This is a genomic window from Pseudovibrio sp. W74, from assembly GCF_001623085.1.
GTDB lineage: Bacteria > Pseudomonadota > Alphaproteobacteria > Rhizobiales > Stappiaceae > Pseudovibrio.
This window is the reverse complement of sequence record NZ_LMCJ01000021.1, coordinates 221,992-243,097: the sequence shown is the minus strand read 5'-3', so window position 1 is coordinate 243,097 and position 21,106 is coordinate 221,992. Positions and strand designations below refer to the sequence as shown.

Sequence of the window (21,106 nt, the reverse complement as noted above, 5' to 3'; positions counted from 1 at the left end):
TCTAATGAGTATTCAGCATCTAAATGAAGGCGACTGGCACCTACAAAACTAATTCAAATCCTTCAACAGCCGACCATGTTTTCTCGTCTGCTTGATGACTTCTCCGAAGGTGTTGAAGCCGTGGGAGGATAGGAGGGGGAGGAGTTTGCAGAGGGCTTGGGCGGTGGCTTGGGCGTCGCCGAGGGCTGTGTGGCGCAAAGCTATGGGGATTTCTATACCAAGGCGAGTGCAAAGGGCGTCGAGAGTGTGCACCTGATCTGCGCCGAAAACGACTGCAGACAAGAGGACGGTATCAAGGATCGGATGGTCCCAGGCATGGCCGGACAAGTGGCCGTATCGATGTAGGAATGCCATGTCGAACGGCGCATTGTGCGCGACAATGACGGAGTCTTTGGCGAAAGCATGGAACTTAGAAATTGCAGTGACCGGGTCTGGAGCATCTGCCACCATGTCATCTGTGATCCGGTGAACTCCGGTTGAGGCAGCCGGAATAGGTCTGCCCGGATTGACCAACTGATCAACTGTTTCACCGGGAATGATACGTCCGTTGACAACCCGCACGGCCCCAATCTGGACAATGTCGTCCTTGTTTGGCATGAGGCCAGTTGTTTCCGTATCGAAAACGACGAAGCTCAGATCACGTAGTGAGCGTTCCTCAATTTCCTTTTCAAAATGGTGCTGGGCCGCCTCAAAATCATAAATCAGTGGTCGCGGTGCCTCTGGTGCGATGCGTGCGGTCGCATCGTCAATCAGGATCATGTAGCCCGACATCCCTCTGAGTTTTTTAAGGCGCAATTGAAAACTAAGGTTGCCACGGGCTCCTTTCACATCAACAGCAATTTCTGTTTTCAATTCGATCAGCTGATCATAGGCAGCACGCACTTCCTCCTCAATAAAGTAATCAAAGATGGATGCACTCAAACGTGGAACATGAACCTGCCCAAGAATGTCTGCGGCTTGACCGTCATAAAGCATGATTTTGTGTGCAGGGCTGACGAGCACGATGGCGACGGGGATCTCAGTTAACAGCAAGGCCAGCTGCTCGCGCTCGCTCGCCAGCTGCGCCGTTGCATCAGAAACCAACTCATCAGTTTCTGCACTGTCATTGGTTAAACGCCAGGCAACCGCATGAGCCGCAGGCGCAAGGTCGCCAAGGTATTTCGCTTCTTCAAAATCAATTGAGGCATCAACATTAGCATGAGCTGTCGTGCGGATGGCAGCGGAGAGACGTTGCACTGGTTTGGCAACATTTTCGTCAAACAGAAGCCAGATGCTGACTGAGATCGCAAGAAGACCGAAAATGGATAGAATACCGGCCAACAGGAAGCCTGAGGCCGGTGTTGTTTCTGCAATACGGGTGTATCCAAAATAAAGCGCAGCCCCGACAACGGCACAGCTTGCTGCGGCAACACCCGCGAACAAGAGGAAGATCCGAAATCGTAAACTGAGGCCTATTAACATTACCCCGCTCCGCATATTGTTGAGGTGATCCTGTCATTTTCCGGCACTGACACCCATTGAGCCCCAGAGATGCTTCCACCTTCCTCAAAAATGATACCGTCAGCCAATGCTGCCCGTCGGCTGGTGGTGCAATCGGTAAGCACAGGAAGCTTGTTCACCGGAGACCAGCGGCCAAAGAAGTAAGCTTGCGCCAGTTTCATGCCCGGCTGCTTTGGATGTGTCTGGATCGTAGCAGTATCAATCGCGACAAATCTTTCCGTGAAGGGAAACAGATAGGTCCATGGACGATAGAAGGCTTTGCTTTCTACAGTTTCAGCAACCACTATGCCATCAGGGAGCGTATCTTTGGTGCGCGAAAACCAGCTGTACTCGCTGGAGATTGTTGCCAGCAACATGGCAGCACCGGCAGCAACCGGGGCAAACCAGCGCGGCAAACGCCCACCAAGAACATGATTGATCAACATCACAAGACCAGCTCCGGCAACGCCTGCAATGAAGGTCCCGATCAATTCAAGAAACATGTTATTCCTCCCAGGTGACTGTGGTCGCTTTTGTCTCGCCACAGCTTTGATTATTATTGGTCTAGAGCGGAGCGAATTCTTGTTGCTTGATTGAATCCAATCAAACAGAACGCCCTCTAGCTTAGCATTCCACGGCCATGCCCAACTGCTGACTGCATGGTTTTAACAACAACAAACGCATCCCGGACATGGGAGCGTTCAAAATCTGACAGGCTAGAAGGCTGCAGAAAATTATCGGGTTGAGCGCCTTGTTTAACCAGATCGGCCTGATGCTGGATTCGCGTCTCGGCGATCAGGTCATAAGCATCCAGAAGATCTCCTGCGCCTGATTTGCTCAGTTGGCCACTCTCACGAGCTTCTTCCAGCCGTGCGCGGGTATTAACCGCCCCGATCTGTCCTTGCAGCGCATAGATCCGAGCCAGATCAACCACTGGCACCACGCCGTTATGCTTCATGTCCAACGTGTTCTTATGCTCACCAGAGCGGATGGTTGCCAATCCGCGCAGCAAACTGAGTGGCGGCGTATGTTTCAACGAGTTGCTGACCATGTGTGCGACAAATATCGAGTTACGGCTTGAAGCATCCAGTGTTTGTGTTTGCAGGTCTTCAAAGAGGGAAACCTCACCGCCAATTGGCCTGAGGTCAAACATGACAGAGCTGAGCATCTGCGCTTCTGGGTCCGGTTTGTTGATCCAGCCTTCAAAATATGATTTCCAGACAGACAATGGCTGGCACCAGCGCGGGTTGGTTGCCATCATGTTGCCGGGGCAATAAATGTAGCCGCTGGTGTTCAGTCCATCACACACAAACTTTGCCAAATCAGCAAAATACCCAAGCCGCTGCTCATCCGTTACGCCGTCATCCAGAAACAGGCAATTGTCCTGATCGCTGACCCCGGTCTGTTCGCGGCGCCCTTGCGAGCCACAAGCAAGCCAAAGATACGGGACGGGCGGAGGGCCAAACTTTTCTTCCGCCAGCTTCAGCAAGCGACGGGTTGCAGCATCAGCAATATCAGAGATCAACCGTGTGACTATTTCGTGCCGACTGCCACCAGCCACCAGCTGCACCAGCAGCTTGGGTATCCGTGCCGTCACCCGGGCTATGTCATAGGCATCTTTGGCCCTGGCAACTTCGCTGACCAACTCAGCTGAACTGATGGCCTGAAACCGGGTCAAATCCGTTTGCGTCACCATGCCGACGAGGCGTTCTCCCTCCACGATTGGGACATGACCAATGCGCCGTTCCATCATCAAATGTAAAAGATCCGACCCGATGGCTGATGGCGCAAGCACAATGGGATTAGCCGTCATGACAGCTTCAACCGGTGTCTCAACTGATAAAGCAGGCGCCAAAACCTTAAAGGAGAGGTCCCGCACCGTAATGATCCCGATCAGCCCACCTTTTGCATCTGTCACACACAGCGAAGAAACGCGTGCATCCCTCATCTGCTGAGCAGCATGTTGCACTGTATCATCAGGACGGCAGGTAATCGGGTTGGGCGCCATAAACGATTCAATTGGAATGGCGGCTAGATCATTTTCGCGGGTTCGCGGCTTCTGAGTCCGGTCAAAGAAACGGGCGACGGGTTGATGCGCTGCAATCAGTTCTGTCAATAACGCTGGCGGGAGGACCAAAAGGACGGTTGGCTCACCGGCTTTTGCGGATGTAACCGCACGTCCGTCCAGAAACAGACCGCGCTCCCCAAACGAATTGCGAATGCCGAGACGGCTTATGACGGCATCATTCTTATCACGGATTTCAACGCCGCCCTCGTAGATGAGAAACAGCCCCGGCAGTTGATCTCCGAGCTCATAAATACCAGCACCGTGGACACGCTCCCACACTGTTATCTGGTTGGACAACGCCTCTTGATCTGTCTCTGGAAGAACATCATAGGGATGCACGGATTTCAGAAACTGCAGGACTTGCTCTGATGTAAGAGGCATGGCTCCACCTTCAGCTGGAAGAAATAAAGTCCTGCCCAGCATAGGCCGGGCAGGACAGGATCGAAAGACAGCGGGTTACTGAGGTTCAGCAACCCGCGTCAGTTATCAATGGTCCTGAGCTGCACCGGCTCCACGAGGGATACGTACGCTTTCCACGAGGTCCTTGATCACCTGAGGTGTTTCCTTCGTCATGCCTGCAACAAAGTAAGCAACAGCGAAGTTCACAGCCGCACCTATCGCACCAAACGATGTGGACTTGATCGTACCAAGCAGCGGATCAGCATCTGAGAAGCTGGCTGTGCCTGGAATGAAGAACCAGCCCTTGTGCAGGAAGATGTAAACAAGGGTCACAACCAGACCAGACAACATACCTGCAACAGCGCCGGTGTTGTTGATGCGGGTTGAGAAGATACCCATCATCAGCGCAGGGAAGATGGATGCCGCCGCAAGACCGAAGGCCAGTGCCACCGTTTGCGCCGCAAATCCCGGAGGATTGAGCCCCAGATAGGTTGCCACAATAATCGCAACCGCCATGGCCACTCGGGCAGACATCAACTCACTCTTTTCTGAGATTGATGGCTTAATAGCCCCCTTGATCAAATCATGGCTAACCGCTGAGGAGATTGCGAGCAAGAGCCCTGCTGCTGTTGAAAGGGCCGCTGCCAAGCCGCCTGCAGCCACCAGACCAATCACCCAACCTGGCAGGTTTGCAATTTCCGGGTTCGCCAGCACGAGGATGTCACGGTTGAACTTTGTCAGCTCATTTCCAACCCAGCCTTTTTCGCCGGCAAGAGTTTGCATTTTTTCACTCTTGTCGTTGTAGTACTGGATTTTGCCGTCGCCGTTCTTGTCTTCCCAAGCCAGAAGTCCTGTCTTTTCCCAGGTGTGCATCCAGTCATATTTTGGGTCATTCTTAATCTGTGCAACTTCAACAGCACCACCATTAATGCCGCCGTTTGGCCACATCATATCTGTGATGTTGAGACGTGCCATCGCGCCAACTGCAGGAGCGGTGATGTAAAGCAATGCAATAAACACCAGCGCCCAACCTGCGGACCAGCGTGCATCAGCCACTTTAGGCACGGTGAAGAAGCGCATGATCACGTGCGGCAGACCAGCAGTACCGATCATCAGAGACAGCGTGAACAGCACCATGTTGAAGGTGTCAGCATTGTTCGATGTGTATGAGTTGAAGCCAAGCTCAGTCACCACCTGATCCAGTTTGGTCAGAAGTGGTTCGCCACTTGCAACATCATTACCAAACAGACCAAGTCCTGGAATTGGATTGCCAGTCAATTGCAGCGAGATGAAAACTGCTGGAATGGTGTAAGCGGTAATCAGCACCACATACTGAGCGACCTGCGTATAGGTAACGCCCTTCATGCCGCCGAACACAGCGTAAGCAAACACAACACAGGCACCGATCAACAGTCCTGTTGTGTTGTCAACTTCCAGAAAGCGGCCAAAGGCAACACCAACACCCGTCATCTGACCGATCACGTAAGTGGTTGACGCAACAATCAAGCAAACCACAGCAACAATACGTGCAGTCTGACTGTAGAAGCGATCACCGATAAACTCAGAGACGGTGAACTTGCCGAATTTGCGCAGATACGGAGCCAGAAGCAGTGCCAGCAACACGTAGCCACCGGTCCAGCCCATCAGGAAGGATGAGTTGTCATAGCCGGTAAACGCAATAAGACCGGCCATGGAAATAAAGGATGCCGCAGACATCCAGTCAGCTGCAGTTGCCATGCCATTGGTGACAGGATGGACGCCGCGGCCCGCAGCGTAAAATTCAGATGTGGAACCCGCACGGGCCCAGATCGCGATGCCGATGTAGAGCGCAAAGGAGCTGCCCACAAATAGCAAGTTGATAGTAAACTGATCCATGATCTGAAAAGCCCCTATTCTTCTTCAACGCCGTGTTCACGGTCAAGACGGTTCATACGCCAGGCGTAGAAAAAGATGATCGCCAGGAAGACCAGAATGGAACCCTGTTGTGCGAACCAAAACCCCAGATCAGTGCCGCCAACACGAATGCCGCTCAGCAGTGGGCGCAGCAAAATGCCAAACCCGAACGAGACCAGAGCCCATATAACGAGGCTTATTTTGATGATACGCATATTGGCAGCCCAATATGCGTTGTTGGATGAGTTATCTGACATGCTCTCCTCCCGTTTGGGCCGGATGAAATTCAACCGGACGGCATATGCCCCCAAATCTCAAACTGGATTTGCTGTTGATGACCAGTACCTCCCACTGGTCAGCTGGCTTGGAGAGTATTCGTTGATCTTGTTTGGCCTAACAAACCCCATCAAGAAAAGCCGCTCAGGTGACGTAGAATCCCATCAAAACACCACCATTTCCAGAAAGCTAAGCTTTACATTTGCGTAGAGTTTAGAGCTCGCAGACTTACACAGCTAGCCACTTGCTCCCTTAAACCCGCCCCACTTCATCAAGAAAGCGTTGCGTCAGTTCCCAAAGCCGGAACTGAGCTATCACAAGATCCTCCAACGACTCCCACACAAGCCACCTTCAGCAACCAGTTTGTTCCCCCTCGGTCAACTTGTACACGCCTACTTACGTAGAGAATACTTATGTATTACAACCAAAGACTTTGAAACTACTTACAGCTTAGCTACATCTGTAGGGGGCATATGTGGGTGAGATGGTGCAAGGGGAATTGATATGAGATGCTTGGTATTTACGAGCTAAGTAAAGCGACGGCTAAAAGGATTTTGTGCCCCAATACCCTCAAACTTCTGAGAACATCTCCAATTTCAACAAAACCTTGCAGCCAGAACTTCTCTGGGCATATCCTTGGGAATTAAGGGACGGAATGAACGCTGGATAAAGTTCCGTTTGGAGACCCGAGGCGGGTTGCGAAGGAACAGGTGGCGACCTATATGAGCGGTGCCTTTGGTACCACTCTGGATTACTTATGGTTTTTTCAAGAGTGTTCGAGGCTGAGGGGGAAGTCGAGTGAGGGAAAATCTCAGATGATATTCGACAGATTTGGCAAAATCGTTTCCGTGCTAAACGCGCAAGTTTAGGACAATAGCCCTTTTAGGGATGCCACATTCTTCCCATAATAGAAATTTCACAATGCAGTGCTGAAAAATAGAGAGCTTTGAGGAGCATACTTCGCATGACATTTAATCGAATTCTTGCTGCGATCGGCATGACCGGAGCCTTAACAGTTGCAGCTCATGCTGAAATTGTTGTTTCTTCCAAAATTGATACTGAAGGTGGTCTTCTCGGAAACGTTATTGCACTTGCGTTGGAAGATGCTGGTTTGCCAGTAGAACGCCGCCTGCAGCTTGGCGGCACTCAGGTGGTTCGCGAAGCACAGCTTGCAGAGCAAATCGACATCTATCCTGAATATACGGGCAATGCAGCCTACTTCCACAATGAGGCGGACAGCGAAGTCTGGAAAGACGCCAAAGCCGGATACGCCCGCGCAGCTGAGCTTGATGGTGAGAAGAACGGGCTGGTATGGCTTCAGCCTGCGCCAGCCAACAACACTTGGGCTATCGCTGTAACAGGAGCATTGGCCTCTCAGAACAACCTTGCCACTATGTCTGACTTCGGCGCTTGGGTTGCAAACGGCGGTGATGTGAAACTGGCCGCCTCGACAGAATTCGTTTCTTCTCCGGCAGTTCTTCCTGCTATGCAGGAAACCTATGGCTTTAAGCTGTCTCCAGATCAGACAGTCGTGCTTTCTGGCGGTGACACAGCCGCGACAATTCAGGCCGCAGCTCGTGGCACATCTGGCGTCAACGCAGCTATGGCATACGGCACAGATGGTGGCGTTGCTGCAACAGGCCTTATTGTTATGACCGATGATAAGGGCGTGCAGCCAGTCTACGAGCCAGCTCCGGTTATCCGAGCTGCTGTGTTAAAACAGTATCCAGAAGTTGCATCAGTCTTGAACCCGATCTTTGCAGGTCTGGATCTGGCGACACTACAGGAGCTCAACGGTCGCATCCAAGTTGGTGGTGAACCTGCAGCTGCAGTCGCAAAAGACTATCTGACCAAGATCGGTGTTTTGGACTAACTGCGCGCGTTATGCTTGGCAGGATTAAATCAGTCGTCTCCGGACCCGGTCTTTTGTTTGTAAGCCTGGGTCTGGTTGCCTTATACGCACCTTTTATGACGCTTGCCGCCAATCGTATTGTCGCGGGTGAGGGTATCCCTGTGTGGGGCGTGGCCGGACCAGAAGCCGTCATTCCCGGCTTTGTTGGCTTGCTGGCTGGGCTAGTCCTTGGTTTGCCAGCTGCCTGGCAAGTTTTGCGTTTGATGGGCGCAATGATCGGAATAGCAGCGTTGATTTGGCTGCTGATGGAGGGCAGCACCTCGCTTCTTGAAGGCGCTGGAACTTATGCCAGAGTATCCCTGGGCAGTGGTTTCTGGTGTTTGCTTGCAATCCTGTTACTGCTGGCGGCTGATGCTCTGTCCTCTCTTTCTCCTGGCCCCAAAATGCGCGGCGCTTTGTTGGCACTAGCGATTGTGGTGTCGGCGTTGGTCTTGTGGTCAGGGGTCTTGACCGATCTGTCAATCTTCAGAGAATACGCCAGCAGACAGGATGCTTTCTTCAACGCAGCGTGGCGGCACCTCGGCCTTGCTTTTGGCTCGCTTGTTGTGGCCGCTGCTATAGGTTTCCCTCTTGGCGTGTATTGCCACCGGAACGAAGGTTTGCGTAGCGCTGTCCTGCCAGTGCTCAGCTTTCTGCAAACAATTCCCTCACTTGCCATGTTTGGCATCATGATCCCGCTTCTTGCCTGGGTCAGCAGCACGGTCCCTGGTGCCAAGGAACTGGGTGTCGTCGGCATCGGCTTTTTGCCCGCATTTCTGGCACTGGTTATCTATTCCCTGTTGCCGGTGGTGGCAAACACTGTAGCCGGTCTGGAAGCCACTCCAATCGTGACGCTGGATGCTGCACGCGGTATGGGAATGACCCGCCATCAACGCCTCATACAGATTCAGTTGCCGCTCGGGCTTCCGGTTATGCTGGCTGGACTGCGGATTGTTCTGGTGCAGAATATTGGCCTTGCGGTGATCGCCGGATTGATTGGCGGTGGTGGTTTTGGAACCTTTGTCTTTCAAGGCCTCAATCAGACCGCAACAGACTTGATCCTGCTTGGAGCCCTGCCAACAGTCATTCTTGCTCTTATCTCGGCAATTGCAATGGATATTCTGGTCGAACTGGCCCGCCCCAATCAGATGAGGCACGGATGATTGAGATCGACAACATAACCAAGGTTTACGACGGACGGCCTGCTGTCGATTCCGTATCTATGACGATTGAGAGTGCAACAATCACCGCAATCGTCGGCACATCCGGCTCTGGAAAAAGTACATTACTACGTATGGTCAACCGGCTTGTAGAGCCCACGTCTGGTCAAGTTCGGATCAATGGTGAACCAACTGCAGGATTGCCGAAGAACGCCCTGCGCCGCCGCATTGGATATGCAATTCAGGGCCATGGCCTTTTCCCGCATCACACAGTTGCCAGAAACATCGGCGCTGTGCCGCGGCTACTCGGTTGGGACAAGGACAAGATCCATACGCGCGTGAATGAGCTGTTGGACTTATTCTCCATGCCGCCAGATGAGTTTCGCGATCGCTATCCTGCTGAGCTCTCAGGCGGTCAGCAACAACGGGTAGGCGTGGCACGAGCTTTGGCATCACGGCCCGACCTGTTGCTCATGGATGAGCCCTTCGGGGCACTGGACCCCATCATTCGAACGCGCGCGCAGACAGACTTGCACCGGATTCAACGAACACTCGGCTCCACAATTCTTCTCGTCACGCATGATATGGAGGAAGCCATACAGCTTGGTGATCAAGTAGCGGTGATGGATCAGGGACAGTTGGTTCAGCACGGCACGCCAGCAGAGATCATCACCAACCCTGCCACAGAGTTTGTTGCAGAAATGGTTGGCGGTGTCGATCGGCCGCTTCGCCTGTTATCGCTGCTTTCCGTCTCCCAGATACTTGAAGAGGGAGCTGCAGAAGGGGAGTCAATCGACGAGGAAGCCAGCCTGCGAGAGGCTCTTTCTGTTTGCCTTTGGAGCGGGCGAAATGCTGTGCCTGTAGAACGCGACGGTAACCCTATTGGCCGTGTAACACTGGAAGCGATCCGCTCCAGAGCCGAGGGGACACATGAGCCGGGCTAATTTCCTGAGGGTTATCGTTGTTTCGCTGCTGCTCGCTCTTGTCCTTCGGCCTGAGTGGTTTGCACCCATGTTTGCACCCTTCACACCGCCCGGTGCCGCCGTGATCTACGATCGTACCTCGTTGTTGTCGCTTTCTCTGAGCCATCTGGGTATCGTTGCCTTAGCCTCAGTCGCCGCAATCGTTGTTGCGGTGTTACTGGCGATCCTCGTCACTCGCCCACAAGGGAAGGCATTTTTGCCGCTGTCTCGCACCATTGCGAATATGGGACAGACGTTTCCACCTGTGGCCGTTCTGGCTTTGGCAGTTCCGATGCTGGGTTTTGGAGCCGGACCAACGCTTGTTGCGCTGTTTTTGTACGGCATCTTGCCAATCTTCGAAAACACGATGACCGGTCTTTCAACCTTGCCACCGGCAACCATGGAAGCAGCCCGGGGAATAGGGCTCAGCCGCCGGCAACGTTTGCTTCAAGTCGAGCTTCCACTGGCGCTTCCTTTGATCTTGACAGGTGTTCGGCTCTCTGTCGTCATTGCCATCGGCACAGCAACAATCGGCTCCACCGTCGCCGCCCACACGCTTGGCGAAGTCATCATCGCAGGCCTGCTGACCAACAACACCTCCTACGTCTTACAAGGCGGCCTCATAGTCGGCCTGTTCGCAGTCCTGATCTACGACGCACTGACCCAACTTGAACGTTACGCAAGAGAGCATTGTTAGTGCTCACCAAGTCATCCGTCCACCATCAAGTGATGGGTGGGCGGATGACTTTTCCTTTTTCGTTGATGACTTGGACGCTGGCCCATTGTTCTACGGAGAATAAGGCTTTCCATTTTTCTTCTATGCGTGCACGGTTTACGTTTGCTTGCGAGAAGTTTGCGTTGGTGAGGTCGGCGTCGTCGAAGACACTGTCCGTTAACAGACAATAGCTCAGGTCAGGGCCGTGTGTGCTTGATCTCCCAATCAGGCCACCACTGCTCTTCATACCCCGGAAATAAGCTCCGGTTAGATCCAGCTGAATGCTTCTGTCTTTCTTTCTAAGCAACTTTCTCAGTTCAGACACCTTCTGCACTGAAGCAATCAACTCCCCGCGGGCACGAGCATGTTCTTTGCCCGCCATCAAATTTGAGCGTTGTGCAGAGCTTGTGCTGCGAATGTGAGCGGCCAGAAGTTGCAGGACATCCTGAAAGTGTTCATTTGGATTGGACTTGGCGATTTCTGAAAGGATCACAACACCAGCTTCACGCAAAGCGCCATTCCCGGATTCAAGGAGTTCTGCGGCTTTGGTGAACTGTCCCAAAACGTAGTTGCGACGTGTTGCCTTAACTGCTGCGAAAGCTGAACTGGCGATATATGCGAGCAATAAAAACGCTGGAATTGCAACAAAAACAGTGAAGAGTGCACTCAGACCAGCCGCAACATTGTAAAATACCGATGTTTGCTCAATTGGCGTATAAGGGACGCCTTTTGGGACGGGTAACTGACTTCTAAACGTTTCAATCTTACCACCCGCAAGTACGACAAGGTTGCGCACCATGGAATACTCATCGGGAATGAGATTGAGATAGTCGCAAATCAAATAGGCTGGAATTGTCAGAAACCCGAGGGTTACCAGTATCACAGCAATACGGAAACTATGCTTCATTGGAAAAATGCCTGTCTCAAAAAATCAAATTCCTACCAGTGACACGCCTTGCGAAGAGGCGGTAGCATGTCCTGAAGGTTTGCCAAGTCAAATAGGTAGGCACGCGAGCCATCATCTGACACAACATCAAGCTGCACCCGACCTACGTTGGCCCAACGATTAATGTGTGCGATGCTGGTCAATCCACGCGGGCTGATAAGAATGCGTTTGCTTTCCGCGCTCTGCCAGACATCGTTGTCGATACGCTGATCACGCAACATGACGCGGATTGGAACCCGGCGTTTAACGTGTGGCTCATTGAGCACCAAGGCAACTGTTGTGATGTCTTCAACACAGGATAACAGCAAGATCGCGGGCTTTTCCTCGATACCAGCATCAACAGACTGCACAGCTTTCATGCTGAGATAGACATTGGTTTCACCTGGCTGAATAACCGGTTGCTGTCCCTGCTCAGTTTGCAGTGCCTGTGCCTTCTCAGGGATTGCCCCATCACGTTGCTCCAGTGGTTGAGCAGGCATGCTCTCTTCCTGGATCTCATCCCACCTGAATATCGCGGGATGACCGACTGCGCCAAAGCGAAACTGCCAGGCTAAATCCCCTGAAGATCGCACTCGCTCCATCGTTTTCGCCTGTCGCTCCAAGCGGCCTGCAGGTGCATTCACATTCTCAACGAACTCTGGATTGGGTTCTCCTGCAGATAAGACCTCAAGCGGAGTTTTAAGCAACTGGTCAAAGCACGACAAACGATTAACCCGGCCAATGGTGAGAGTGCATTTTTCAACCACCTGTTTTTCCAAGGTGATCGTTTCTGCATAAGAGGTCGTTGATAGAGAAATACTGGTAGGAGCCGCTATCAGGCCGGCCAGCGCTGTTGCAAAAATCGGGTGAGCAAACCTGCTAGTTCTCATGGTCGAATTCCATCGTTGGACAATTGAATTTGCTGAGTTTGTTGGCAAGGGTACGTTTTGGTATTTGTAGGAAATCCGCCATTTTGCTCCGATCCCCTTTGAACTGGGAATACGCGCTCCGTATCAAGTCTAGCTCGAAGTTTGAGACAACCGTGCGAAGTCCTTTTTCTGCCAGTAACAGATCATCGTATACGTTCTCACCTGCAACAGAATTGCTCTGAGCTCCGGACACAGCAACAGTATCGAGTTGCTCATTCATGGCCTGTTTGAGAATACTTCCTGAAATTTCGTCAGTGTCATAAGCGAGAAAGACGGCCTTGATCATGCAGTTCTGCAGCTCACGGACATTGCCTTTCAGCTCTGCTGTTTCCAGCAGGGAGACGGCTTCTTCACTCAGTGCTTTGGAGGTATCTGCATTGCTAACGGCAATCTCCTGCAAGAAGTGCCGTGCGAGATGAACTCTATCGCCTTCGCGGCTACGCAATGGTGGTACGTCTATGGTGAGCTGCGTGATACGGTAGAAAAGATCGGCCCGGAATTTTCCGTTCTCAATCGCTTTTTTCAGGTCAACATGGGTGGCACAGATGAGGCGGAAATCGACAGGCTCGTCTTTACTTCCTCCCAGTGGCCGAAGCTTTTTCTCCTGAAGAATACGAAGCAGTTTGACCTGAAGATCGATCGATAGATCACCAATCTCATCAAGGAACAATGTCCCACCAGAAGCTCTTTTTACAAGACCGTCTCTGTTTTCAGTTGCCCCGGTGAAAGCACCCTTTTTGTAGCCAAACAATTCGCTCTCAATAAGGTTCTCTGGCAGAGCTGCAATATTTTCTGCAATGAAAGGTCCATCAGAAAATTGTGAGAGCCGGTGTAAGGATCGCGCAACGACTTCCTTGCCTGTTCCCGTCTCCCCTTGCACCAAAACCGCGTACTTGTTTTGTGCGTATTGGGCGATTTTCTCTCTAACCTGAGTTATCTGCGGTGAGCGTCCCACGAGGTTATCTGAGAGCATGGAGTCGACCTGCCCTTTTTGGTGCTTCGACTTTTCAACCTGCGTTTCTTCAGTTTTCTGCAGGTTCTCCAAAGAGACAAGCAAAGGGGACAGGTGGAAATAAGAGCGCCACAACACATGCAACGTGTGGTGCTCCTCCTGAAGTCTTGGAGTACTACCTGCTGAAGTGAGCAGGAAAATGTAGACTTGATTGTATGTGTTATGACCTTCTGACGTTTCCAGCAGTATCCGATGGGCAACGAGAGAGCCATGACGACAGAACAAAGCCGTGCTCAGATCATGTGTCTTCGCAGAAGATGGCGTCTTCCCAAAGTAGAATGGCTCAGTTTGCAAGACATCCAGCTCACGGAAGCGCTCGGTGCCGACTTCATTGTCAAGCTGCGGAAGGCGAGCTACCGGTAGTCCGCCATCACATGCAAAAGGTATCAACTTGCGGCCAGTAATATCTGGCAAATACACAGCAATGGCTTGGGCTCTGGTTGACGCCAACACAGTCTTCAACATCATGGCGCGCAGTTCATTTTCTGACCTGCACGTCATCAATGTCATCAGAGCGTCTGTTGTGGAAGATGCCTCCATATCAATACTAATGCGCCTCTTCCAAAGCGAGGTCTTCGGCTGGTTCCTCGTCAGCATCTGCCTCGTAGGCCGCTGCGAAAGTGAAGCCGTCCTCACCTTCCGGGCTGTCAATGGCAATCGCGGAAATCTGCTCACCGCGATGGCCAGCTTCTAACAGCTCAATAGAAAGCGTAGGCAACAGCTGGCGCTGAATAACCTGATCAACAAGCCGGGCACCATTAGAGGCCACTCGGCACATTTGCGTTACACGCTCATAGGCCTCTTCACTAATGGAAAGCGCAACCTTCTGTGTGTCCTTCAAGAGCTGGATGAGATCAGCAAGACGCATTTGCACAATGTCTGCCAGTACTTCTTCAGATAGTGGCAGGTAAACCAATGGTTCCATCCGCGCGAGGAGTGCGGGTTTAAAGTGCTGCGCAAACAGCGGTGTGAGAGATTTCAGCATCGAGCCATGGCTTGGAACCTGACCATCTTCGGCACTGGCAACCCAATTCTCTATTTGGTCAGAGCCAAGATTGCTGGTCAGGAAGAACACCACGTTGCGGCAATCGATAAGGCGCCCTTCCCCATCAGCAAGCTCTCCCTTATCGAATGCCTGATAGAACAAGTTAAGCACGTTCGGGTCGGCTTTTTCAACTTCATCAAGCAGCACGACAGAGTAAGGCTTCTTGCGAATAGCCTCTGTCAGCACACCACCTTCTCCATACCCGACATAGCCTGGAGGGGAGCCAATCAACCGGGAAACCGTGTGACGCTCCTGATACTCAGACATGTTGATGGTGGTAATGAACTCTTCGCCGCCGAACAATCGGCGAGAGACCTCCAGGGCTGTCTCTGTTTTTCCGACGCCGGAAGGTCCAGCAAGAAAGAACACACCAAGCGGTTGGCCTTTCTTGTGCAGATCAAGCCGCGATGCGCGCAAGCGTGCTTCTATGGCATCAATGGCATGGTCCTGACCTTTGATTGCTTTCTTCATAGTTTCAGCAAGGGTCAGTAGACGATGGTAATCATCCTGCACCATGGAGTTGATCGGAATACCTGTCCAATCGCTTATGATTGCAGCAATCTCTGAAGGTCCAACTTCTACCGAAATCAGAGGCTCTGCCCCAGCTTCTGCGATCAGCGCATTCTTGTGGCTTGCAAGATTTGCTCGGACTTCATCCAAGGCGTCTTCGTCGAGTGTTTCAGGTTGCTTCTGAAACAGATCTTCGCGGGCAGAAATGAAATTTTCAGCTAAGGAAACTTGCGTTTCCAGACGTTGCGAAAGCTCCGCCCTACGCGCTTCAAGCTCATTCAACTGGTCTGCGATGGCTTTGAGACGCTCTAATTGCTCAGGCTCCAATGGGCCTGTGTGCTGGTCGCGCTCCAAGCCTTCTCTTTCCCAGCTCAAGGTTTGGAGGCTTTGCTCGACATCTTGTAGTTCGACAGGAGGCGTATTGGCCCCAGCTCGAACGCGGGCACAGGCTGTATCCAGCACATCAATCGCTTTGTCTGGAAGCTGACGGCCTGTGATGTAACGCGCTGCAAGGCGAACAGAAGCGCCAATCGCTTCTTCGGTGATGTAAACACCGTGCGCATCTTCGTAGGCTTTTTTAAGCCCGCGCATGATGATAATCGCTTCATCAATGGTCGGTTCATCCAACTTCACCAATTGGAAGCGGCGGGTCAGGGCAGGGTCTTTCTCAAAGTACTTTTTGTACTCAGACCATGTTGTTGCGGCTATTGTTTTCAGCTCGCCTCTGGCCAGAGCAGGCTTCAAAAGGTTCGCAGCATCAGAACCACCTTGATCACCACCAGCTCCAATGAGCGTATGCGCCTCATCAATAAATAAAATGATCGGTTCAGGACTGGAGCGGACTTCATCAATAACGCCCTTCAGGCGCTTTTCAAATTCACCCTTCATAGATGCGCCAGCTTGCAACGCTCCGATATCCAGTCCCCAAAGAGAGACATTGGCGAAATCTGCAGGGACTTCACCATTTGCAATGCGCAGGGCAAGACCTTCTGCCAGTGCGGTTTTGCCTACACCAGCTTCACCAACACAAATCGGGTTGTTCTTACGGCGGCGGCACAAGATTTCGATAATCTGGCGGATCTCATTATCGCGGCAGAAGATCGGATCAATCTTTCCATCTTTCGCCAGCTGAGTGAAGTTGGTGCCGTATTTTTGAAGGAAGCCGTCTGCCCCCTCTCCTGCACCTGATGCTGTCCCCGGCATGGCACGGTGATCTTTTTCGAAAGAGCCAGCCGTCAACGCTTCAAAATCACGCAGCAAAACATCGGATGAGACGCGCTCTAGCAGCGGGTAGTAGTCCATCTGCATATAGCGGCCACGCTCATTGAGCAGGGCAATGAGAACAGCACCAGAGCGGACGGTTTTCTCACCTTGCTCAACGGAGGCAATCAACCATGCATCCTGCAAGAGGTCCTGAAGCAGCGGTGAGAACGTTGGCGTGCGATCAGCTTCAACTCTGCGATATCGGTTGAACGTCGCACGAAGGGCCTCGTTCAACTTGTCTGCATCCACATTCTGGCTTTGTACCAGTAATCTAATATCCACTGCAGGTTGTGAAATAAGAGAAATGAGGAAATGCTCAATTGTGACTTCCTGATGCGAGTTCGAAACGCACAGGCTGGCTGCTTCTTCAATTGCCTGCCGGCAGCATAGGTTGAGACGCTCAATCAGCGCCTTGATTTCCAGTCGAGCCATACTCGATCTCCAAAATTAAAGCATTTCACGCAGCTGAGTGACGACCCCATCGGTGTATTGGTCTATCTGCCAATAAAACCCGGCGTAGGTCAGCGCGCATAAAATAAAAAGGCTAATCCAAACAAGAGAAACAGGTGTATGCCAATGAACGACATGCGCTTTCTCAATCACTTTGTTCTCTGATTGACCAAGTTCGAAATTCCCCTCACCCCGCTCCTGCCGGATGACGTGGTGAACATCACGCATGATTTCTTCGAGCTGCAGCTTGCCATTGTGCATCACTCGATACTTGCCTTCGAAACCAAGTCCGAGCAGTAAATACAGGAACTCAATCAACTCAATGTAACGAACTGGATCCCGCATCAAACGGCTGAGAACTATAAAAAATTTCTCACCGCCCCAGGTTTCGCTATGAAACAATGCCAGCAAACTGCGCTCGGACCAGTCGGAATTCTGCCCCCAGGGAGAGCACATCACCGCCTCATCAATTGCAGAACACAGGCAATAGCGGTGCGCCAGAATGGTGGCACGATCAAATCCTTCGCGCTGAAGCTCCAGCTCAAGAGATTCAATCTCAGCCCGAACATCTTTGTGCAGGTAGTCTAGCTTGTTGTTCTCAGAGACTTCCGGAATGCGTGAGATCAAAGCAAGTAAGGACTGGCTTGCATCAATGATTTTATTGATGCTGTGCCCACGCATGGGGAAACTGATGTGCTGCACTGGCCTTGGAGAAACATCCTTTAAATTCTGAGGCACTGTTTCAGCACTTGCAATTGGCGCGTCTTCAACAACTTCAGGATCACCAGAGTCAAACAGATTTGCAACTTCACTCATCATGTCGTCCTTTCATTGCGGATAGCCCAGAACTGCAGCTGCAAATCAGCAAATTCACCCGCGATGTGGAAGGCAAAGCCACTTGCGTTTTCAATGTATTGCCAACCTGCTGAGTTGGCATCCAGCTGGAAGTAGGAGAACCCTGCATGATACGGCAATTGTCGTGGCGGAGAAGGAAGCCTTTGAAGCACGACCCCGGGCAGATGCAGATGAATCAACTCGCGAATGCGCTCAATGGACGACACCTTGGTTTGCGCCGGGAACGACTTTGCCAGTTCTTCCAGCTCCATACTGGCTTTCACTGCAACAACAAAAATTGCTGAGTTCAGAAGCGACCGATCACTGAGCGGTGACGTGATGATGCCATACTTCTGCTTGTTCAGCGGTAGTGCGATTGCGTTTGCTTCAAAGATCGTCGATAGCGACTGGCGTAAAGAGCTAATCACTGGATCGAAGCAAATCTGCGGTTCTTCATGATGGTAGGCTGGCCACGTTGTTGGCATGCGTTGTTCATGCGTAAACGTTGCCAACTCTCCGGCTGCCCCAGAGAACATCTTATAGAGCTCTTTTGGGTGCACGCCTTTGAGGGAGGACATGTGCCGGAATTCCGGCCATAAACGGTTGATCGTTTGCAGCATCAGGAAGTCAGAAACATCCGAGACACCTCGCTGACCCGGTGTACCCATGCGGCTTGAAATGTGAGAGGCACGCTGGCGCAGCAGTCCTACGAGATCATCAAGGGTTTTACGCAGGCGGGGTTGAGCATCAATGGTTGAGGCCATTGGTAGAAACTCATCATCCAGCACCACGCTACCGTCTGAGTTTTTGTTCCGGATACGCGTTAGAGGTAGACACGTGAAGGCAGAACGGTCTTCACGTTCGAGCATCAGTCGCAGGCGATACTGAGCCACATCCACCAGAAACGCTTCAGAATCTGAACTGGTGTTGTTGCGCACATCCTGAGAGAACGCACGCATTCGAGTCGCATCCTGAGGGTTGAGCGGGTCTTCTACTTCGGGAACACCATTTGAGCGCAATGGCAAAGCCAGATATACCGTCTGCCCGACTACATTTTCACCGCTCACATCCAAAGGCGCAGGCGCCATTGTTTCGCCAGGTACATCAATCGTTGTACCGTCAGGGAAAATTCCCAGCGCATAGTCAACCAGCAACTTACCGTGCAGCAGGCTTTCCTTATTGATCTCCAACCGGCTTACCCCGTGCTGATAAGGATCAATCGCCTCGCTGCGAGAGCGGATAAGATGTTCTAAATATCGTTGTTGCTGCTGAAAATGGTGGGGCTTCAAAAACAGGCCATCCCGCCAAATTACATGGTTTCGCAGTGACATAATCTAAATAAACCTATTTGCTCTCAAACCTACCGATGAAGGTTCGTGATAATTTTTTTTCTGCTGATGACAGCAAGCAGCTTGTAAGTTTCTCCCTTGGGCTTGACCTGCTCAACGACGCGCCAATCGACTTTCTCAGGCTTCGCGTAGCCGCCCACAAGGCCAATGAAGACCGTGTCTTCATCCAACTCAAGCTCACTCACGACCTTGGATTCACCGGGCATGACCTGAACCTCCTTCACATCAATGAAGGTGGTTCCAAGAGCGTTCTCGTAGTCTTCGGTTGCCTCTTCAAAAGAGGACTGCAGCAACTTGCCATCGTCACCCAGTTGGAAGACCCAAACATCAATCGGCACGCTCTCGCCCAGATCATTCTTGTTCGATCCTGGTTCTGAGAAGATGGTCACATCAATCAGTGTCGGCTGGTCCTTAGGCTCTCCAACCGGAATGCCTGGATCCATGACAACCTTGAAAACCTTCTCAGGAATTTTCTGTGCTTCGCATGCACTCAACGCCAGCAGAGCAGCTAGTGCAAAGGCAAGATGAGAGCTCTTTCGCAGGAGCGCGTTTAGTGTCCAACCCCAGTTCATCGTATGCCTACCGCCTCATTCTTCCCAAAGCTGGACACCCTCAAATCTTCGCTAGCCATCAAACGTCACTCAGCTGCATACAGTTGCTGGCTCCGCATTTCACGATCATAGACTTGCCGGAAGACCTCCCAGAACATGCGTGTCAGCCCGCGCTGACGACCGGACCGCATTTCATGGTAGTAGTGCTCGTACATCTGCCAATTCCAGCCATCCAGGTCACCTGTACGAGGCGCATGCCCCTTGTAGCGCGCAAATCGCTTCTTCAGATTTTCTGGAGAAAGGCCCAGGAGAACCGCTTCCAAAGCTTCATCAGCAGCAACACGGCTCGCTTTCTCATGCAGCTCGATCTGCATCAAACTTTCTTCAATGGCAGACGGTGCGTTTAAATGAACTGGGCTCTGAACAAGCAGAAGGTCCTCAATCGCTTGTTCAGGGCTTTGAGCCAGCCGGATCGGATTGTCTTCCACCGGGTGCAGGTGAGTGTCGTTCATTGACGAACGATCTTCCCACTGCTGCGTATGAATGGCCATCAACCCAGCAATTGCCGTTTTCAAGGCTGCGCCAACATCCTGAGTAATGCGGTTCGCCTCAGGCAAACTCATATCGCCAGCTGGCAGTCCCAATGCTGTCAGAAGAGGTCGCAGCACCACATGATCTACCATGCCCTCTTCTCCCGTTTCTGAGAGAGCAACAGAACCATGCCACCTTTCGGTCTCCTGAATATCGCTGACCAACATTTCTTGCCCGCCTGAGTTCGTCAGAGACTCAAGATAACTGTCCATATCCGGGTCAACCGGCTCTGTACCTGTATTGGTCATTGTATGGTTTCCTTTTGCTTGGGGCATGATCATCAAACGGTGATGTGCTTGAGGATCATCCACACCCAGTGCCTTACCGCTGTTTTCAGGCTGTAGCCCCAGAGTGCTCAACAAGTCCTCGTCCAATTCTTGTTGGTCGGGCTTGCTGTCATGATTTAGTTGAGAAAGTGGGTCTTGGTTGCCAGGCAGACCTTCGTCATCCTGCTGATCAAGAACCTCTACAGGATCACATGCAAGGGCACCTGCCCGCTGATTGCCTGCAAAGAAATCCTCACTCAGGTCGCTCTCTAACCGGTCCGCGAGGATGTATTCGATGTTATCTTGTGTGTGCTCGTCTTCATCCTGCAAGCGTCCAGACACAATTGTGTCTATGGCTGCAAACCGGCCAGCCCATTGCTCGCTTTGGTCTTCCAGCTCGCTGCCTTCCGCAACCACATACGTGGTCAACTTGAACGCCCCGACATTCCAGATATCACCGTCAGAGACACGGAACCGTTGACCTGTTGGGATCGGCCGATTGGAGCCATTTACGATAATGCCTTCATCGCTCACGGCT

Annotated in this window: 18 protein-coding genes; 5 read left to right on the top strand and 13 right to left on the bottom strand. The window is 52.0% G+C overall.

Features of this window, described 5'->3' with window-relative positions:
- Nucleotides 1-48 precede the first annotated feature (48 nt).
- The 5 genes from PsW74_RS15665 to PsW74_RS15645 form a co-directional block, all read right to left on the bottom strand.
- Nucleotides 49-1,461, bottom strand: coding sequence for an exonuclease domain-containing protein (locus tag PsW74_RS15665; RefSeq protein ID WP_063289830.1), 1,413 nt, complete (start codon nt 1,459-1,461; stop codon nt 49-51).
- Nucleotides 1,461-1,982: a hypothetical protein gene (locus PsW74_RS15660; RefSeq protein ID WP_063289829.1), complete on the bottom strand. Its 522-nt coding sequence runs from the start codon at nt 1,980-1,982 to the stop codon at nt 1,461-1,463. The genes PsW74_RS15665 and PsW74_RS15660 overlap by 1 nt, the downstream gene beginning before the upstream one ends.
- 116 nt (nt 1,983-2,098) lie before the next feature.
- On the bottom strand, nt 2,099-3,928 hold the full coding sequence (locus PsW74_RS15655; RefSeq protein ID WP_063289828.1) for a DUF294 nucleotidyltransferase-like domain-containing protein: 1,830 nt from the start codon (nt 3,926-3,928) through the stop codon (nt 2,099-2,101).
- Between the two features lie 105 nt (nt 3,929-4,033).
- Complete coding sequence (locus tag PsW74_RS15650; protein ID WP_063289827.1) at nt 4,034-5,821, bottom strand: sodium:solute symporter family protein; 1,788 nt, start codon at nt 5,819-5,821, stop codon at nt 4,034-4,036.
- Between the two features lie 14 nt (nt 5,822-5,835).
- Nucleotides 5,836-6,096, bottom strand: a complete 261-nt coding sequence (locus PsW74_RS15645) for a DUF4212 domain-containing protein (protein ID WP_057462081.1) — start codon at nt 6,094-6,096, stop codon at nt 5,836-5,838.
- Between PsW74_RS15645 and PsW74_RS15640 the strand changes: the two genes are divergently transcribed.
- From PsW74_RS15640 to PsW74_RS15620, 5 genes are all read left to right on the top strand, one after another.
- A complete protein-coding gene (locus tag PsW74_RS15640) occupies nt 6,095-6,325 on the top strand; it encodes a hypothetical protein (RefSeq protein WP_063289826.1) in 231 nt (76 codons plus the stop codon). The genes PsW74_RS15645 and PsW74_RS15640 overlap by 2 nt on opposite strands.
- 754 nt (nt 6,326-7,079) lie before the next feature.
- The gene (locus tag PsW74_RS15635) at nt 7,080-7,988 is read left to right on the top strand and encodes an ABC transporter substrate-binding protein (protein WP_063289825.1); all 909 of its coding nucleotides are present in this window, start codon (nt 7,080-7,082) and stop codon (nt 7,986-7,988) included.
- Between the two features lie 11 nt (nt 7,989-7,999).
- Nucleotides 8,000-9,169 (top strand): ABC transporter permease, encoded by a 1,170-nt coding sequence (locus PsW74_RS15630; protein ID WP_063289824.1) that lies wholly within the window; start codon nt 8,000-8,002, stop codon nt 9,167-9,169.
- Nucleotides 9,166-10,110 (top strand): ABC transporter ATP-binding protein, encoded by a 945-nt coding sequence (locus tag PsW74_RS15625; RefSeq protein ID WP_063289823.1) that lies wholly within the window; start codon nt 9,166-9,168, stop codon nt 10,108-10,110. The genes PsW74_RS15630 and PsW74_RS15625 overlap by 4 nt, the downstream gene beginning before the upstream one ends.
- The gene (locus PsW74_RS15620) at nt 10,097-10,825 is read left to right on the top strand and encodes an ABC transporter permease (RefSeq protein ID WP_063289822.1); all 729 of its coding nucleotides are present in this window, start codon (nt 10,097-10,099) and stop codon (nt 10,823-10,825) included. Before PsW74_RS15625 ends, PsW74_RS15620 begins: the two co-directional genes overlap by 14 nt.
- A gap of 25 nt (nt 10,826-10,850) precedes the next feature.
- Here PsW74_RS15620 and PsW74_RS15615 read toward each other — a convergent pair whose 3' ends face one another.
- From PsW74_RS15615 to tagH, 8 genes are all read right to left on the bottom strand, one after another.
- A complete protein-coding gene (locus PsW74_RS15615; protein ID WP_063289821.1) occupies nt 10,851-11,750 on the bottom strand; it encodes a pentapeptide repeat-containing protein in 900 nt (299 codons plus the stop codon).
- A gap of 32 nt (nt 11,751-11,782) precedes the next feature.
- Nucleotides 11,783-12,658, bottom strand: coding sequence for a type VI secretion system-associated protein TagO (locus PsW74_RS15610; RefSeq protein WP_082830589.1), 876 nt, complete (start codon nt 12,656-12,658; stop codon nt 11,783-11,785).
- A complete protein-coding gene (locus PsW74_RS15605) occupies nt 12,648-14,219 on the bottom strand; it encodes a sigma-54 dependent transcriptional regulator (protein WP_063289836.1) in 1,572 nt (523 codons plus the stop codon). The genes PsW74_RS15610 and PsW74_RS15605 overlap by 11 nt, the downstream gene beginning before the upstream one ends.
- A gap of 37 nt (nt 14,220-14,256) precedes the next feature.
- Nucleotides 14,257-16,959, bottom strand: coding sequence for a type VI secretion system ATPase TssH (gene tssH / locus PsW74_RS15600; protein WP_063289820.1), 2,703 nt, complete (start codon nt 16,957-16,959; stop codon nt 14,257-14,259).
- A gap of 15 nt (nt 16,960-16,974) precedes the next feature.
- A complete protein-coding gene (gene icmH / locus PsW74_RS15595; protein WP_208980635.1) occupies nt 16,975-17,793 on the bottom strand; it encodes a type IVB secretion system protein IcmH/DotU in 819 nt (272 codons plus the stop codon).
- The gene (gene tssK / locus PsW74_RS15590; protein ID WP_082830588.1) at nt 17,793-19,142 is read right to left on the bottom strand and encodes a type VI secretion system baseplate subunit TssK; all 1,350 of its coding nucleotides are present in this window, start codon (nt 19,140-19,142) and stop codon (nt 17,793-17,795) included. The genes icmH and tssK overlap by 1 nt, the downstream gene beginning before the upstream one ends.
- Nucleotides 19,143-19,171: 29 nt before the next feature.
- Nucleotides 19,172-19,732: a type VI secretion system lipoprotein TssJ gene (tssJ, locus tag PsW74_RS15585; RefSeq protein ID WP_063289819.1), complete on the bottom strand. Its 561-nt coding sequence runs from the start codon at nt 19,730-19,732 to the stop codon at nt 19,172-19,174.
- 65 nt (nt 19,733-19,797) lie between these two features.
- Nucleotides 19,798-21,106: type VI secretion system-associated FHA domain protein TagH (tagH, locus tag PsW74_RS15580; RefSeq protein WP_063305842.1), on the bottom strand; the 1,309-nt coding region annotated here is incomplete at its 5' end.